This window comes from Sporosarcina sp. AD_1, from assembly GCF_057373025.1.
The window spans coordinates 130239-145413 of record NZ_JBPVIR010000001.1; the positions used below are offsets into that span (position 1 = coordinate 130239).

At 45.4% G+C, this 15175-nt stretch carries 18 protein-coding genes; 2 read left to right on the forward strand and 16 right to left on the reverse strand.

Translation table 11 applies throughout. The features are described 5' to 3' along the window. Positions 1–58 precede the first annotated feature (58 nt). The 4 genes from ACSW3C_RS00670 to gpr form a co-directional block, all read right to left on the reverse strand. The gene (locus ACSW3C_RS00670; RefSeq protein ID WP_486560321.1) at positions 59–418 is read right to left on the reverse strand and encodes a hypothetical protein; all 360 of its coding nucleotides are present in this window, start codon (positions 416–418) and stop codon (positions 59–61) included. A gap of 192 nt (positions 419–610) precedes the next feature. Beyond that, the gene (gene lepA, locus ACSW3C_RS00675; protein WP_238082168.1) at positions 611–2434 is read right to left on the reverse strand and encodes a translation elongation factor 4; all 1824 of its coding nucleotides are present in this window, start codon (positions 2432–2434) and stop codon (positions 611–613) included. A 220-nt stretch (positions 2435–2654) separates the two neighbouring features. Further along, entirely contained in the window at positions 2655–3473 is an 819-nt protein-coding gene (spoIIP, locus tag ACSW3C_RS00680) for a stage II sporulation protein P (protein WP_486560322.1), read from the reverse strand. Positions 3474–3516: 43 nt separating this feature from the next. Further along, entirely contained in the window at positions 3517–4560 is a 1044-nt protein-coding gene (gpr, locus tag ACSW3C_RS00685; protein ID WP_486560323.1) for a GPR endopeptidase, read from the reverse strand. Positions 4561–4724: 164 nt separating this feature from the next. Here gpr and rpsT point away from each other — a divergent pair, with 164 nt between their 5' ends. Then, entirely contained in the window at positions 4725–4976 is a 252-nt protein-coding gene (rpsT, locus tag ACSW3C_RS00690) for a 30S ribosomal protein S20 (protein WP_184210284.1), read from the forward strand. A gap of 109 nt (positions 4977–5085) precedes the next feature. On the opposite strand, the gene holA is transcribed toward rpsT, so the two are convergent. Next, positions 5086–6102, reverse strand: a complete 1017-nt coding sequence (gene holA / locus ACSW3C_RS00695) for a DNA polymerase III subunit delta (protein WP_486560324.1) — start codon at positions 6100–6102, stop codon at positions 5086–5088. Between the two features lie 152 nt (positions 6103–6254). Here holA and ACSW3C_RS00700 point away from each other — a divergent pair, with 152 nt between their 5' ends. Then, entirely contained in the window at positions 6255–6389 is a 135-nt protein-coding gene (locus ACSW3C_RS00700; protein ID WP_238082176.1) for a YqzM family protein, read from the forward strand. Positions 6390–6446: 57 nt separating this feature from the next. On the opposite strand, the gene ACSW3C_RS00705 is transcribed toward ACSW3C_RS00700, so the two are convergent. The 11 genes from ACSW3C_RS00705 to ACSW3C_RS00755 all read right to left on the reverse strand — a co-directional run bounded on the left by ACSW3C_RS00705 (position 6447) and on the right by ACSW3C_RS00755 (position 15129). Then, entirely contained in the window at positions 6447–8696 is a 2250-nt protein-coding gene (locus ACSW3C_RS00705) for a DNA internalization-related competence protein ComEC/Rec2 (RefSeq protein ID WP_486560326.1), read from the reverse strand. 29 nt (positions 8697–8725) lie between these two features. Further along, a complete protein-coding gene (locus ACSW3C_RS00710) occupies positions 8726–9295 on the reverse strand; it encodes a ComE operon protein 2 (RefSeq protein WP_486560327.1) in 570 nt (189 codons plus the stop codon). A gap of 28 nt (positions 9296–9323) precedes the next feature. Beyond that, positions 9324–9803, reverse strand: a complete 480-nt coding sequence (locus ACSW3C_RS00715; protein ID WP_486560328.1) for a helix-hairpin-helix domain-containing protein — start codon at positions 9801–9803, stop codon at positions 9324–9326. A 246-nt stretch (positions 9804–10049) separates the two neighbouring features. Next, a complete protein-coding gene (locus ACSW3C_RS00720; RefSeq protein WP_486560330.1) occupies positions 10050–10790 on the reverse strand; it encodes a class I SAM-dependent DNA methyltransferase in 741 nt (246 codons plus the stop codon). After that, complete coding sequence (gene rsfS, locus ACSW3C_RS00725) at positions 10783–11130, reverse strand: ribosome silencing factor (protein WP_486560331.1); 348 nt, start codon at positions 11128–11130, stop codon at positions 10783–10785. The genes ACSW3C_RS00720 and rsfS overlap by 8 nt, the downstream gene beginning before the upstream one ends. Before the next feature lie 61 nt (positions 11131–11191). Then, on the reverse strand, positions 11192–11755 hold the full coding sequence (yqeK, locus tag ACSW3C_RS00730) for a bis(5'-nucleosyl)-tetraphosphatase (symmetrical) YqeK (protein ID WP_486560332.1): 564 nt from the start codon (positions 11753–11755) through the stop codon (positions 11192–11194). Continuing rightward, the gene (locus ACSW3C_RS00735) at positions 11745–12314 is read right to left on the reverse strand and encodes a nicotinate-nucleotide adenylyltransferase (protein ID WP_486560334.1); all 570 of its coding nucleotides are present in this window, start codon (positions 12312–12314) and stop codon (positions 11745–11747) included. Before ACSW3C_RS00735 ends, yqeK begins: the two co-directional genes overlap by 11 nt. Positions 12315–12325: 11 nt before the next feature. Then, on the reverse strand, positions 12326–12613 hold the full coding sequence (gene yhbY / locus ACSW3C_RS00740; protein WP_238082193.1) for a ribosome assembly RNA-binding protein YhbY: 288 nt from the start codon (positions 12611–12613) through the stop codon (positions 12326–12328). Beyond that, complete coding sequence (aroE, locus tag ACSW3C_RS00745; protein WP_486560335.1) at positions 12613–13440, reverse strand: shikimate dehydrogenase; 828 nt, start codon at positions 13438–13440, stop codon at positions 12613–12615. The genes yhbY and aroE overlap by 1 nt, the downstream gene beginning before the upstream one ends. A gap of 10 nt (positions 13441–13450) precedes the next feature. Next, positions 13451–14557 (reverse strand): ribosome biogenesis GTPase YqeH, encoded by a 1107-nt coding sequence (yqeH, locus tag ACSW3C_RS00750; RefSeq protein WP_486560857.1) that lies wholly within the window; start codon positions 14555–14557, stop codon positions 13451–13453. Beyond that, complete coding sequence (locus ACSW3C_RS00755; protein ID WP_486560336.1) at positions 14554–15129, reverse strand: YqeG family HAD IIIA-type phosphatase; 576 nt, start codon at positions 15127–15129, stop codon at positions 14554–14556. The genes yqeH and ACSW3C_RS00755 overlap by 4 nt, the downstream gene beginning before the upstream one ends. Positions 15130–15175 lie beyond the last annotated feature (46 nt).

Below are 15175 nucleotides of genomic sequence, written 5' to 3' on the forward strand. Positions count from 1 at the left end.
TTATCATTTCTTTAGCCTGAAAGGATACTATCCCGCATTTGGGGACAGGTTGTCTTTCTCAGTGAATGGCCTTCATGCCTTCTAACAGGAATTTCGCATCTTCATTGAGATAATATTTGACGTCCGGCCTAAGCAAAAGATCCGTATTATTTTTAGCCGAAATGCGAAGACCCCTCAGATCAAATTTTGATGCATAGACATTAATCGCCTGAATGATGTTCATTTCTATCCGATTCAATGGCTTCACTTGATTTTCATTTTCTGCCAGCATATCAAGCAATGCTCTGGAGTTGCCCCGCAGTAAATGTTTATACTGTAGCAACAGCTCTAAGTTGTCCTCAATATACTTTCTTGCAGATATAAGATCCAGCTTCTCTGTCGCCTCGTTGATTACTCTTATTAATTCCCGAAAGCCCATTCGTCATACTCCTTAGTACAAAGTGTCTATTTTCATTTGAAATATTATAGACTTAAATACTATGCAAGAAAAGAGAAACGCACTTGGAAACGGGTTGGAAAGCCAAGCGGTTATACTGCTCCCGCTTAAAGATTCCAGAGCCATGTAATGAAAAACGAGGCCCCGAAGGACCTCGCTTACTCAGTTATTGGCTTAATCCTCATCCATTTTCAAGACGGCCATAAAGGCTTCTTGAGGAACTTCCACGGAGCCGACTTGTTTCATTCGTTTCTTACCTTCTTTTTGCTTCTCTAACAATTTTCGTTTACGTGAAATATCTCCGCCATAACATTTCGCCAAAACGTTTTTCCCGATTGATTTGATGGTCGATCGAGCAACTATCTTTTGGCCGACAGCGGCTTGCACCGGTACTTCGAACTGCTGGCGTGGAATCAGAGACTTCAGCTTCTCGACAATCGCTTTTCCTCGTTCATAGCTGAAATCACGATGCACAATAAAGCTAAGCGCATCGACTTGTTCTCCATTGAGAAGAATGTCCATCTTTACAAGCTTTGATTGCTTGTAGCCAATTAATTCATAGTCAAGGGAGGCGTATCCTTTTGTGCCTGATTTCAATTGATCGAAAAAGTCATAAACAATCTCAGCCAACGGCAGTTCATAAATGATATTGACACGGGACGCGTCCAGATAATCCATCGTGACGAAGTTTCCCCGCTTATTTTGGCAAAGCTCCATGACCGACCCGACGTAATCATTCGGCACCATGATGGAAGCTTTTACGTACGGTTCTTCCACATAATCAATCTTTTGCGCATTCGGCATCATAGAAGGATTGTCCACTTTCACTTCGGAACCGTCCGTCATGACGACATTGTAAATAACACTTGGTGCAGTGGTAATCAAATCAATTTTAAATTCCCGCTCAATCCGCTCCTGGATGATCTCCATATGGAGAAGTCCAAGGAAACCACAGCGGTAGCCGAAACCGAGCGCTTGGGATGTTTCCGCTTCGAATTCGAGGGCAGAATCATTCAGCTCCAATTTTTCAAGCGCTTCCCGTAAATCGACGTACCGGTTTGAATCAATTGGGTACAATCCACAGAATACCATCGGATTCATCTTTCGATAACCTGGCAGCGGCTCGCTCGCCGGTCTCTTGGCATTCGTTACTGTATCGCCTACTCGTGTATCGCCGACATTTTTAATCGATGCCGATAAGAAACCTACGTCACCAACAGTCAATTCATCGCGAAGCGAGATGTTTGGTGTAAAAACACCCGTCTCAATGACTTCAAATTCTTTGCCCGTTGCCATCATCCGGATTTTATCTCCGGGACGCACAGTTCCTTCGACAATACGAATATTGACGATGACTCCTTTGTACTGGTCATAATGGGAATCAAAGATCAACGCTTTGAGCGGCGCTTCTGGATCGCCGGATGGAGCTGGTACTTTCTCGACAATTTGTTCTAGAATGTCTTCGATTCCGATACCCGCTTTTGCTGAGGCGAGCACCGCTTCAGAAGCATCCAGTCCGATAACATCTTCAATTTCCTGTTTTACCCGATCCGGATCTGCTGCCGGCAAATCGATTTTATTTATAACCGGCAATATTTCAAGATCGTTATCAAGGGCTAAGTAAACGTTCGCCAGTGTCTGTGCTTCAATGCCTTGCGCAGCGTCGACGACGAGGATAGCCCCTTCACAAGCTGCAAGGCTTCGGGATACTTCATATGTAAAGTCCACATGTCCCGGAGTATCGATCAAATGGAAAGTATAATCTTCACCATTTTTTGCGGTATACGTCAATTGAACCGCATTCAGTTTAATAGTAATTCCGCGTTCCCGCTCTAAATCCATCGAGTCCAACGTCTGGGACTTCAATTCACGGGAGCTGAGCGTTTCCGTCTTCTCTAAGATCCGATCGGCCAACGTCGATTTCCCGTGATCTATATGAGCGATGATGGAAAAGTTTCTTATATTCTTTTGGCGTGCCAATCTCTCATCATGATTCATTGTGCAGTTCACTCCTATTTAAGCTATTTGCATTATAGCAAATAACTACGCAACATGTTATAAATTCTTATCAAATCACAATAGAAGTTGATTTATTATTCCATGCCAAGACGTTTGATTAGGAAATAACGCGGAATTAGGTCCTTTTTAACAGTGGTGATGATTACTACAACTACACAAAAAAGAGACGGAGAAAACACATTCCTCTCCGTCTTTCTTGCTATTCGGCCTGTGTCGAATCCATGACGTGCCCGATTGCTTCCGCAAGGACCGCAATGGTTCGATTTAATTCATCCTCTGTATTACCGATGCCTCCTAATTCAACCAATATGATAGATGGATCAAGATCTTGATTGTATTTCCCATCGACACCCGGGCCGCCCTTCGGAATAATATCTTTCGTAATCCCCGGCACCAGTTTATCCATTTCACGTTTGACCAATAAGACTTTCTCCATATTCTGCTTATACTGCGGATGATCGGTCCCAAGGACAAACGCCACTTTCGCGTATCGCTGCCCCTCATATTCTAATGTCGTCTTTTCCTGTCCGACCGAATCCCGATGAAGATCGATAACAAGATCGTATGGTTGTTGTTCTATCGCCTTTTTTACATGCGGCCTGATTTCAGCATACGACCTGCTATAAGGGATTCCTTTTTTACGCATTTCCTTGCTGTTATCAATATCAATCGTGTTTGCTTCAATCCCGTTAATGGCTAATTGGCTCTTCAGCTTTGCACCCAGCTTCATGACATTCTCCGTCTGATGAGATGTAGAAACGATCCCATCAGCCGCTTTCGTCATCGGTTCATATGCTTCATGGGAATGAGTAAAATACAATAATACATTCGCTGCTTTTGTTTCTTCTTTTTCCGGTTCGACTTCCTCCGTGACATTTGACGCGTACACGATGAACGCATTGTCTTTTATGATTTTTGTCGAAGTCACGGACGTCCCTTCAGGAAGAAATTGCATGACGATCGGGAAAAGGAAGAGAATGGCTATGGCGGCAATCCAGATTTGCATCGATTTTTTCAATTGGCATCCCCCCGTGCTCCATCTATATGCCCGGGGGAATCTATCAATGACTAGATTTCAATTTATCAATCCAATTGAAAAGCGCTCCAGATAAAGCATCGGCATAGAGGTAAACCCATGCATCTATTTCCTTTGGTGAAATGAAGGTATTCAATTCACGGTTCGATAATACTTCTTCGAATAAATGAATTCGATCTTCATGCGGCCAGGACGACCAATCACCGAATATCGGAATGAGCTTGGAACGGTCCGCGTCTTTGTTCACTTCGTATAACCAATTCGATACCGTTAATTTTGAGGATGGCCGAGATTCATCTTCAATTTTAGAAGCGATATAACTAAACATCGTATCGATTGCATCCGCAATTAATACAGGACCATCCACTACCGTCGGAATTCCGATGGCAACGACAGGGATGCCCAGCGTCTCTTTAGACACTTCCTTGCGGCTGTTCCCAACGCCTGAGCCCGGATGGATGCCGGTATCCGTCATTTGAATTGTTCTACAAAGCCTTGAACTATCCTTTGCGGCCAATGCATCGATAACGATCAGCAAATCTGGCTGAATCTTATCAATGACGGCTCCGACAAATTCAGCCGTCTCCAGGCCGGTTTGAATTGTGACGCCAGGAGCGTATACATACACTTCTGCCCCTTCATTAGAGAAGTATTTCGGCACAATTTCCTTCATCCGATCCATCGTAAGCGGTCCAACTGCATCGGGCGTTACTTCCCGATTGCCCAGACCGATAAACAGGATTTTCCCATTCGCAGGAAGACGGACCTCCTCTAGCATACCGTCCAATTGCTTCATGAGAAGCTGGGTCATTTCTTCTATCCCTTCACTATCGTCGTAACGCAAAGTGGGCATAGTAAGCGTAACGTAGGAACCTGCTTTTTTTCCGATCCGCTCTTCCGCTCCAGGCAAAATCTTCACTTTCGTGACAATGACCCTGCCTTGTCTCGTTTCATCAAACAGGACGTCCTTCGTCTCTTCCAGCGTCTCTTTTTCTTCCTTGGTCTGATGGCGCACCATCTCATCATCTTCTACAACTAAATCTGTCCGGTAAAAATCATACTTTCCCATTTTGTCATCACCTCTGATTCAGTTTGCACGACGTGTCAAGGAAATATTCTTTGCATATTTTTATTGCGTTATTGCAGGCTGTTTGCTAAAATGTTAATGTTGTAAAGAGAATCCGGATCACTTTGGAAACACTCTTGTCTTACCTGAAATTGGAGGTGAATGGAATGCCAAACATTAAAGGTGCTATCAAGCGCGTAAAACAAAGCGCTGCTGCGAATGAGCAAAACTCTCAAGTGAAAGCTGCAATGCGTACAGCTGTACGTAAAGCTGATACTGCGCTTATCAATAAAGAAGAGAACGCTCCTGAACTTTTGAAGGACGCGGTTAAAAAATTGGACTCTGCTGCACGCAAAGGTCTTATCCACAAGAACACTGCAGCTCGTCAAAAAGCTCGACTAACGAAAAAAGCGTTGTAATAACCAGTCCGGGGAAGTGCCGGGCAACCGAAAGACAAGCTGTTTACGTCGCAATCATTGCTTCGTAGACAGCTTGTTTTTTTCTATGATCTTTTAAGCAGGTTCCGTTCTACAATCGCATCGGTTCCATGAAAAACAATTCCAATATCCGTTCGCGCTTGCCGCTTGAAGATTTAAGCTTGTAGTCAATTTCAGCAAGCTTCGATAACAGCTCCAGCAGCCTGTCCATCGTCGGCATTTGCCGATTTTCCATCATCAGCTTCACTCGATATGGATGTACATTCAACGTCTTCGCGATTTGCTGTCCATGGTATCCTTTGCGCTGCAAGGAAGAAACATGAACCATTAATCTGATCTGTCCGGCCAAAAGGGAAGTGAGCATAATCGGTTCTTCTCCATTTCGCAACAGATCATGATAGATCGAAATAGCTTCTTTCACTTTTCCAGCCAGGTACGCATCTGTTAAACGAAAAACATCCATTTCAGGCGTCCTAGGCACCAGCTTTTCAATAATATCCTCTGTCACTTCCCCTTGGTTGCCCATAAACAAAGCGATTTTTAATAGTTCGTTTGACAGCATGAGCATATCATCACCGGCCCAGTCGACTAAGAGCTGGGATGTTTCTGCTGAAATTTGAACTCCAAAAGATCCTGCTTCCTGCTGAATCCACGTAGTCAAGTCGCGTCCTGTCAACCGAGCCGCTTCGATTACTTCCGCTTTCTGCAATATCGTTTTCGTCACGCGCAGCCGCCCATCCAGTTTCTCATACGGTGCCACAAACACGACGATCGCGGTAGGCGAAGGATTCGAAAGCCAACTTTGAAGATATTCCAGATTATGTACCACTTTTTCCTTTGATTTATCTGACGCTTTCAAAAAGGAAGCGTTGTTCGCGATAATTAATTTTCGATCTTCCAGGAAAGGGAGCGTATCCGCCTCTTCCAGAACAATTTCCACAGGGGTCTCATCCAAATCGTATCGGATAATGGACGATTCCTCGATATCAGGCATCGCTTTCACAATCCGTTTAATCGTCGAGTCAAATATATGCTGCTCCACTCCGGTTAACAAATAAACGGATGCCAGCTGCCCTGACTCGATTTTTTTCCATTGTGCATTTGCCATGATCCCACCTCCATCTGTACCCCATTATAACGCAAACCTGTCCCTCTATGAACAATTTGTGTCGTTTGTTCAAATCAAGTCATATAAAACGGATAGTTATGGATTTTTCCATTCTTATCATCTATACTAGAAAGGAATCAGGAGGTGTAGCAATGCATGATTTCGAAAAGGACGTTCAGTCCAAACGCAATGATTTAATTGACTCAGGAGTCGGATTCGTCGTAGCTTTCATAGGATTCTCCGCAATTTTCGTTATTGCTACAATCGTCGACTTCGTCGCACGCTAATACATGCGAAAAAAACGGACAACTGCGGCCAAAAGTGGCCACGGTTGTCCGTTTTGATTAGTGCATCGCTGAAATGACGTAGTCCCCTCCCCGGACTGTCACCGTGATGGAGCCCTTCTCCGCAGTAGACAGGACAGCTACCCCATATGAACGAAATATCTCCAACACTTCTGGATGCGGATGCCCGTATCGATTGTTCCTGCCGGCTGAAATGATCGCCGTTTCTGGAGATAGCAATGCGATAAACTCATCTGTGCTGGATGTCCGGCTCCCATGATGGCCCGCCTTCAGCAAAACCCGGCCAAAATCCCTCCCCTTGTATTTCCGGATAAAATGCTCCTCCCCTTCTACCTCCATATCTCCCGTAAAGAGAAAAGCGAGTTCTTCAGTCCTTAACAGAAGTACAAGAGAGCTATCATTGCCCTTGTAACGACCTTTTTCAGGACTCAGATACTCGAAACGCACCCTCCCCTTTGCCCATTCCGTCCCTTCCGAAGCGGAAACAATCGGAATACGTCTGTCCAACGCCATACCGATGATGGGTGCCATTGTCTGCTCCCATTCGCTGCCTGGAGGTATATGGATTTCCTTAACCTTCAGTTCCTCGATCAATTCGTCAGCTCCTTCAATATGGTCGCTGTCTGCATGAGTTAAAATCAATTTATCCACTTTCGTTATCCCCTGCCCTTTCAAAAAAGGAACTACAATATTCCTTCCGACCTCAAAAGATTTTTCAGGCGTTTTCCATGTTGGATCGCCAAAGGATACCGTTCCTCCTGTGTCAATAACATACACCGACCTTCTATAAGGAAGCTGAAGCACGATACTATCACCTTGTCCGACATCCAGATAGGTGATCTTACTGTCAGGATCCAGATAGGGCTTCCACTGGATCAACAGTACAGGGAAAATGATTAATCCAAAACTCCTCTTCCAGTGCCACTTCTTCTCCAAGGCAATGAAAAACACCAAGATACAAACGACAGCAAAGCATGCCAAAAGTGGGTCCGGTCTGCCGGGTGTCCATAGCTGAAAAGGCAACCCTGCTACATACAGTGTAATGGAGCCGATACCAAGTCTAAGTGGTGTATAAAAGGTAAACAAAAATGTTGCAACAGGAGGCACAGCCAAAGAAGTTACAAAGAGCAGCAAATTCATTGGCAGGATTACGACTGAATACAAGGGCACGTAAAAGAGATTAACAAGAAAGGAGGAGATAGAAATTTCATAGAAATGATACAGCAAGATAGGATACAAGGCGATCTGTGTAATGGAAGTGACTAAAAAGGAGGCCACCCATGCAGATTTCCCTTGTAAAAGTATTCCTGATGAATACACCAGCGAAATGGCCGCCGCGTAGCTTAATTGAAAACCAGGTTGAAAGATAACGTGGGGAGCCAGCAAAATGAACAAGGCTGCACTGGCAGCCAACGCATCGTCCATCCGGATCTTCAGTCTTCCGCTTGCCGCAAGCAGCAATAGAACCGTAACGGAAACAGCTCGCCAAACAGAAGGCGCTCCGCCCGCCAGCACAGCATAACAAGGCAGCAGCACAATCAAAAGGGTATCGACGGTTTCCACACGCACTGAGAGGCGAATCAGCAGATGGCGTATCAAGAAAGTCATTAACCCTACATGCAAACCGGATATAGCGAATAGATGGGTAATGCCCAAAGTGCGATAAGCAGCAGACAACTCGTCGTCCATACCGCTGCGATCCCCGATCAGAAGTGCTTCCGCTTCGGTTTGAAGTGGGGCAGGAAAAGCTGTCTGTATATGCAATTTGGCACGGTATCTCCATTCTGACAATTTTACCAGTGGACCTTTCGCCGTCTGGCTCTCCATGATCTGGTCCACTTCAAATATGTCGGCTGCTCCGTTCATTCTTAAATAACGCTGCATATCGAAAGAATAGGGATGGGACGCAGGAGGTGGTTCGGTATAACTCCCGCTGCCTGTAAAGATATATAGGGGAATATGAGCACGAAGAAAACGCACTTTTTCCTGCTCGTTCTGAAAAGCATAAGTTACATAAATACGATTGCCTGCAGTTGTTTTGGCAATGCCTTTCACTTTGCCACCGTCAATTTTGACGGAATCCGACCAAACAAAAGAGATCATATCGGATCGGTATTCAGTTTTCTTTGGAATGGAAATGGAAATGAAATAATAGGAAGAAATAGCTGCAAGAAAAGCGAGGAGCAAAGTGAGAATGCTGCGTTTCCCGAAGAGGAGTGCGGGTATCAGGCAGGCATTCAGCCAGAGCAGTTGAGATTGGCCGTATGCCGCAAATGCGGAAACGGCCACTGGTATTGCAAGATAAATAAGTCGAACGTCTAAAAGCTTCCGCCAAATAAGTCATCAGCCCTTTTCTTCAAAGGGACAAGTTCTTCATGGTCCAGGCCGCAAGAATCCATCTTTTGCAGCAATTCTTCGATCAACATCCTCTTCTCATCATAAGCGAAGTCGATGGAACGTTCATCGAAGGGAATATGCTTGATCGACACGCCTGACTGATTGAATAGCTGTATGGCATATTCATCATTTTTGTAATCCTTGGCATAATACACATGCTTAATGCCGGCTTGGATAATAGCTTTGGAACATTGCAAACAAGGGAAATGCGTCACATAAAGTGATGATCCGCCGACCGGACTGCCGTATTTGGCACATTGCAGAAGGGCGTTCATCTCCGCATGGATTGTCCTAACACAATGATTGCCTACGACATAACAGCCATGGTCGATGCAATGATCTCCTCCGGAAATAGAACCGTTATAGCCTCCTGCTATAATCCGGTTGTCCCGCACAATGGTTGCGCCAACTGCAAGTCGGGTGCAAGTGCTTCTAACAGCAAGCAAATGGCATTGAGCCATGAAGAATTGATCCCACGTAATACGCTCCATATGTATGCCTCCGATCATTTTTCAATACTTACTTTACTGAAATGAACGATTCCAATTTTTCAAATGTCTTCTGGCCAATGCCGGACACTTTCATTAAGGAATCCTTAGTCGGAAAAGATCCGTGCTCTTCCCGGTATTGAAGAATTGCCGCGGCTTTTGACGGGCCGATGCCTGGAATGGTCATCAATTCCTGTTCGGTAGCTGTATTGATGTTGACAGTTCCATCGTCTTCAGAACCAGCAGCTTCCAGCACAAGCGATTCGGCGGAAAAACCGTCTACCGTCTCACCTATTGCAGGAACGTAAATGACCAATTCGTCTTTCAGCTTCATCGCGTGGTTCAATAGCCTGGAATCTGCATCTTGCAAATATCCGCCAGCTGCTTCGATTGCATCAATCAGCCGGCTTTCATCCGTCAAGGAGTAGACGCCCGGGTATCTGACCGCTCCTTTAACATCCACCATAACAGGCGACGGCTGAACAGGATCGATCGTTTCCAATTCGTTCACTTCATCTATTTCTAGCGTTTCTATCAGTTGAGAGATTGGGAGTGTACCGTCGGCTAGCTGATCATCAGTAGCCTGTCCTCGGGGTAAGAACAATAGAACGGTAACAATTGCGACAGCAAGTAAGGGGGTTAAAAGTTTACGCCATTTGCCGGATACGATCGATAAAAACGGAATCTTCCCCTTTCATCTCGGCATCCATATGGAGTCATCTTAACTATATAGGATTCCTGTTTAAAACGGAAGTCCCTATTTCCTTACTTGAAAAAAGATGCGCTCACTCTCCTCATGCGGCGGCTCATCTTCCCAATCTGCAAAAATCCGTTCAATTGTAAAGCCAGCTTCATTCAACATCTCGACATAAGTGTATGTATCAAACGTCCTTTGATAATGAACTTCATCAAAACGGCGATACATGCCACTTTCGTTCCGGACGAAAAATGCCAGCTCCGAATAGACGGAATGCTCCTCGTCCCCTTCTTCGGTTTGCCATATGTATGCAATTCTGCCGTTATCAAAAACGAAGGGAGCCTCCATGAAAACGTCATCCGTCTTATATGTTGAATGGACATCGAATAGCAGGACGCCGCCTACTGCAAGCAAATCATAAATCTTGCGAAAAGTTTGGGCGACATCCTCTTTCTCCTTCACATAATTCAATGAATCTATTGCGATGACAGCCCCGTCAAATGTACCTGGTATATCCATTTTCTCCATGGGCTGCTCGATGAAAGAAATATCAAGATTCAGCGAGCTCGCCCGCTCAGACGCGACTGCGAGCATATCGGCCGAAAGATCGAGCCCTGTCACAGCGGCGCCTTTTTTCGCAAATTTGACCGTTAACAGTCCCGTGCCGCATCCGATATCAAGCAGCCGTTTACCTTGCAGAGGGCCCATTGCCTCCTCTACCAGGTCGACATATTGGTCATACGGGATATCATCCATCAATTCATCATAGACGGACGCAAAATGTGTGTAGCTGTCATTCATGCTGATCCGCCAGATCGAGCATCGGGGCATCTCCCCATAGTTTTTCCAAGTTATAATAACCTCTCTCATCACGGTGGAATACATGAACGACTACGTCACCTAAATCCACTAAGACCCAACGGCCGTTGTCCATACCTTCCACCCGTTTTACGTCATGGCCGTTCTCGGATGCTTTCTCCGAAACTTCACGGGCAATCGCTTGCACTTGCCGCTCGGAATTGGCATGCGTAATAATAAATTGGTCGGCGATCAAAGAAATTCCTTCCATGTTCAATACGACGATGTCTTCGCCTTTCTTGTCGTCTACTGCTTTATATGCTATTTCAAGTAATGTCGGCATAATGTTTGTCCTCTTTTCTTAACGATCTCTAATTTTACGGCGGATCATCCGCCCTTGTTGTTTAATCTTGTTTTTGGACGTGCTCGTTATAGCACTCAAGCGAATCAGGATAAATCGTCGACTGCTGCGCAATAAGATATTGCAGCGAATGAGAAATACTTGCTTTCATCGCATCATCCAAGGAAAGCTGCGCGATAAGGCGCAAATCCTCCACACCAGCAAAATCCCGGCCAGGCTCGATCAAATCGGCAATATAGATAAGTTTCTCGAGGTCTGACATCCCTCTGCGTCCAGTCGTATGATACATGATCGCATTCAAAATATCTTCATCCGTAATTCCGAATTCCTTTTTGGCAATGACAGTTCCTGCCGGAGCGTGCCAAAGCTCATGTGGATAGGAAAGGTAACGCCTGTCAATTCCGTTGTCTTCAATAATTGATCGCAGCTTGTCCCGCTCCACCGCTTTTGCAATATCATGGCAGAGGGCCGCAATCTCCACTTTTTCCTGGTCGATGGAGTAAAGGCTTGCGAGAGCTGTTGCAGTTTCTGCCACTCGGAATACATGCGCGGCACGTCTAGAGGGAAGTCTCTTTTCGACTTCTCGTTTCAATTCCTCAATCAACATACAAACCCTCCTGTCTGATATACGTTTCTACAGATTTCGGGAGAAGGAATTCAACTGTTCTACCCGTACGGAAACGATCCCTGATCACAGTAGAAGAGAGATCGATTTGGGGGATCTCCACCATCTGGACAGGAAATGTAGTTGTTCCTATAGTACCCGGTCTTCCAACACCGACAAACGTTACAATCTTTACTAATTCCTCAATGCGATGCCAGGATGGCAGCATATCGATCATATCGCCGCCAATAATGAAATAAAACTTGACATCCGGCTCTTGAGTGCGCAAGGCTTCGATCGTTTCATACGTATAGGAAACCCCGCCACGGTCCACTTCAAATGAAGAGGCAGTCAAACCAGCCGCACTATCAATCGCCAGTTCGACCATTCGCAGACGCTGCTCAGGTGAAGCATCAGAAGGATTAAGCTTGTGTGGAGGGATGGAAGTAGGCATCAGGCGCACTTCATCCAATTCCAAAGCATGCTTCACTTCGTTTGCAATGATAAGATGCCCAATATGGGGCGGATTGAACGTCCCTCCAAGAATTCCGATCCGTTTCATGCTATTTCTCCTTACGGAAGCTCGATCCGTTTCTTTTCTTTCGATTCCTTATAGAGGACTAAGATTTTACCGATGATCTGTACAACCTCGATGCCTGCCGCCTCAATTTTTTCCGCAACCTCGTTCTTATCTTCTTCACAATTTTGCAGAATGCTCACTTTTATTAGTTCTCTTGCTTCCAGTGCCTCTTCAATCTGTTTAATGATTGCATCCGTCAATCCACCTTTTCCAATTTGAAAAATCGGCTGTAAGTGGTGTGCCTCACTGCGAAGATAGCTTTTTTGTTTTCCAGTTAACATTATATTCCTCCGAGCTTTTTAGTAATAATATCAATCATTTGCTTCGTATCAGGCTGAACTCCTGTCCATGACTGAAACGAACGCGCCCCTTGATGAACGAACATGCCAACGCCATTCATTGTATGCCCGCCCGCTTCACGGGCCAGTTTCAAAAATTCCGTTTCCAACGGGTTATAAATAATATCACAGACAATGGTGCTTGCTCTGATTTCTGAAGGGTTAATCGGAGTGCCGCCTGCCGAGAAGTTCATTCCAACGGAAGTCGTTTGAATAACAAGACCGAATCGGGTCAGCTGCTTTTCTGCTTCTTCTATCGAAATGGGTTCAGCATGCAATTCTTCCGCCAGACGTTCCGCTTTATCAAGCGTGCGGTTCGCACAAGAAATCGGCCCATAGCCTTCGGATACAAGTGCATAACCGATGCCTCTTGCTGCACCGCCTGCCCCAATTAATAATACGTCTTTCCCTTTTCCAGAATCACCGAACTGTTCCTCTAAGGAACGGACAAAACCGATGCCGTCCGTGTTCATCCCAAACAGCGAACCATCTTCCATCACCCTTACCGTATTGACAGCATTCATTTGTCTCGCAAACGGATCGATCTCATCAAGATGCTCGATAATTGCGCTCTTATGGGGAACTGTTACATTCCAACCACTGCAGCCGAGTTCCCTCAAGCCTTCCACCGCTTGTCTCAAACGATCACTTGTCACATGAACCGGAATATAGGCTGCATCGATACCCTTGTCAGAGAACCATCGTCCATGCATCTCTGGAGACATGGACTGGGCAATCGGATCTCCAATAACCGCAAACCACTTTTTCATATGCATCCTCCTATATGAGCGAAGGCCGTAATTCAACATTTACACCACGTGGTGCATGTACCGCAATTTTCACGTCAGGATGTTGAACTGTAATCCAACCAAGGCCGGAAATGACTATGTCAGTCTTCGGTTTCTTAATGGAAAACTCATGCCGCACCAGAGGCGGCAGCGCATCGATGGATTCCTCGGTCGGAGGTGAAAGCAATCCGCCGAGATGGTCCGCAAATAACTGATCGGCATTTTCAAGTTTGGTCCGGTGAATCGGAAGACTGTTTGACACGTGAACCGTAAAGGAGGAACGGTCGCCACGGATAAAATCGAACCGTGCCAATCCGCCGATATACAGAGTCTGCTCAGCATTTAATTGAAAGACTTTTGGTTTTAGTTCCTTTTTCGGAGTGATCGCCTTTAAATCATTCGGCCCTAGATAATGCGCCATCTGGTGGTCATTAATAATGCCCGGTGTATCATATATCGCTTTACCGTCGTCCAGCGGAATCTCAACAAGATCCAAAGTAGTTCCAGGAAAATGGGAAGTCGTAATGACATCACCCATGCCGGTTGCATTTTTAATGATCCTGTTAATAAAAGTGGATTTTCCGACATTCGTACAGCCTACAACATATACATCCTTGCCACCCCGGATTTCTTCGATGGCAGCGAGCGCCTCTTCCATGCCTGTCCCTTTATATGCGGAAACAAGTAAAATCTCTGCAGGCTTCAGCCCGAGTTTTCTCGATTCCTCACGCATCCAGTTCTTCAGCTTGCCCTCTTTCACCGACTTTGGCAGGACATCTGATTTATTGCCGACCAATATGATATCCTTATTGCCGACAAACCGATGTAGACCCGGAATCCAACTGCCATTGAAATCAAAAATATCGACCACTTTCACTACGATGCCGTCCTTTTGGCCAATTCCGTTTAAAATGGCCAGAAAATCATCGCCCGATAGCGAAACTGGTTGCAGTTCATTGTAATTTCGCAATCTGAAGCATCGCTGACATAACACTGTCTCTTTTTCCAATGAAGCCGGCGGTGTATAGCCATCCGCTTTCGGATTTTCCGTCTGGATCGGCACACCGCATCCTATACATACTAGTTGTTCCAAGCTTATTCCTCCCAATCCAGCATTCCACGCCGCTTAAGGCCCTTCATAATCCGCCTCTCGACTTTCCGATTAAATCTTGTCACGAAGCCGTCCGATTTTGCGACTGGTATAACAAGAATCGTACGGACGCCAAAACGATTTCCTCCCAGTATATCCGTCAACAGCTGGTCTCCTATCATGACGACTTCTTCCTTTGGCAGACCCATTAGGCGAAGCGCCTTGCCGAACCCTTTGCCCAACGGTTTTTTCGCCTCAAAAATAAAAGGAATCCCGGCAGGCTGACAGAATGTACTGACACGAGGTTCATGATTATTTGATACAACAATCACTTTCAGTCCTGCATCCCGCATCATTTTCATCCATTCGATGACTTCAGGAGTCGCTTCGGGACGGTCCCATTCGACTAAGGTATTATCCAAGTCCGTCATGATTCCTTTAATGCCCTGTGCTATTAATGTGTCCGGTGTAATCTGATATATGTCTTTTACATATTCTCCCGGTAAAAATTGTTTGTACAAAAAATATCCACTCCATCTGACGATTTCAAAATGATTATAACATATCCATCCTTTTTGCATGCGTCTCATCTTCCCCTGCAGCAGGGTGAATTGTTCATGTCTACAG

Excerpts from the sequence above, each read along its gene's own strand:
- ACSW3C_RS00670 (WP_486560321.1), bottom strand. The coding sequence starts at position 418 with ATGGGCTTTCGGGAATTAATAAGAGTAATCAACGAGGCGACAGAGAAG.
- ACSW3C_RS00735 (WP_486560334.1), bottom strand. The coding sequence starts at position 12,314 with ATGAAACGGATCGGAATTCTTGGAGGGACGTTCAATCCGCCCCATATT.
- ACSW3C_RS00710 (WP_486560327.1), bottom strand. The coding sequence starts at position 9,295 with ATGGAGCGTATTACGTGGGATCAATTCTTCATGGCTCAATGCCATTTG.
- lepA (WP_238082168.1), bottom strand. The coding sequence starts at position 2,434 with ATGAATCATGATGAGAGATTGGCACGCCAAAAGAATATAAGAAACTTT.
- rpsT (WP_184210284.1), top strand. The coding sequence starts at position 4,725 with ATGCCAAACATTAAAGGTGCTATCAAGCGCGTAAAACAAAGCGCTGCT.
- yqeK (WP_486560332.1), bottom strand. The coding sequence starts at position 11,755 with ATGTTGATTGAGGAATTGAAACGAGAAGTCGAAAAGAGACTTCCCTCT.
- ACSW3C_RS00720 (WP_486560330.1), bottom strand. The coding sequence starts at position 10,790 with ATGAATGACAGCTACACACATTTTGCGTCCGTCTATGATGAATTGATG.
- aroE (WP_486560335.1), bottom strand. The coding sequence starts at position 13,440 with ATGAAAAAGTGGTTTGCGGTTATTGGAGATCCGATTGCCCAGTCCATG.
- holA (WP_486560324.1), bottom strand. The coding sequence starts at position 6,102 with ATGGCAAATGCACAATGGAAAAAAATCGAGTCAGGGCAGCTGGCATCC.
- rsfS (WP_486560331.1), bottom strand. The coding sequence starts at position 11,130 with ATGCCGACATTACTTGAAATAGCATATAAAGCAGTAGACGACAAGAAA.
- ACSW3C_RS00700 (WP_238082176.1), top strand. The coding sequence starts at position 6,255 with ATGCATGATTTCGAAAAGGACGTTCAGTCCAAACGCAATGATTTAATT.
- yhbY (WP_238082193.1), bottom strand. The coding sequence starts at position 12,613 with ATGTTAACTGGAAAACAAAAAAGCTATCTTCGCAGTGAGGCACACCAC.
- ACSW3C_RS00755 (WP_486560336.1), bottom strand. The coding sequence starts at position 15,129 with ATGCAAAAAGGATGGATATGTTATAATCATTTTGAAATCGTCAGATGG.
- gpr (WP_486560323.1), bottom strand. The coding sequence starts at position 4,560 with ATGGGAAAGTATGATTTTTACCGGACAGATTTAGTTGTAGAAGATGAT.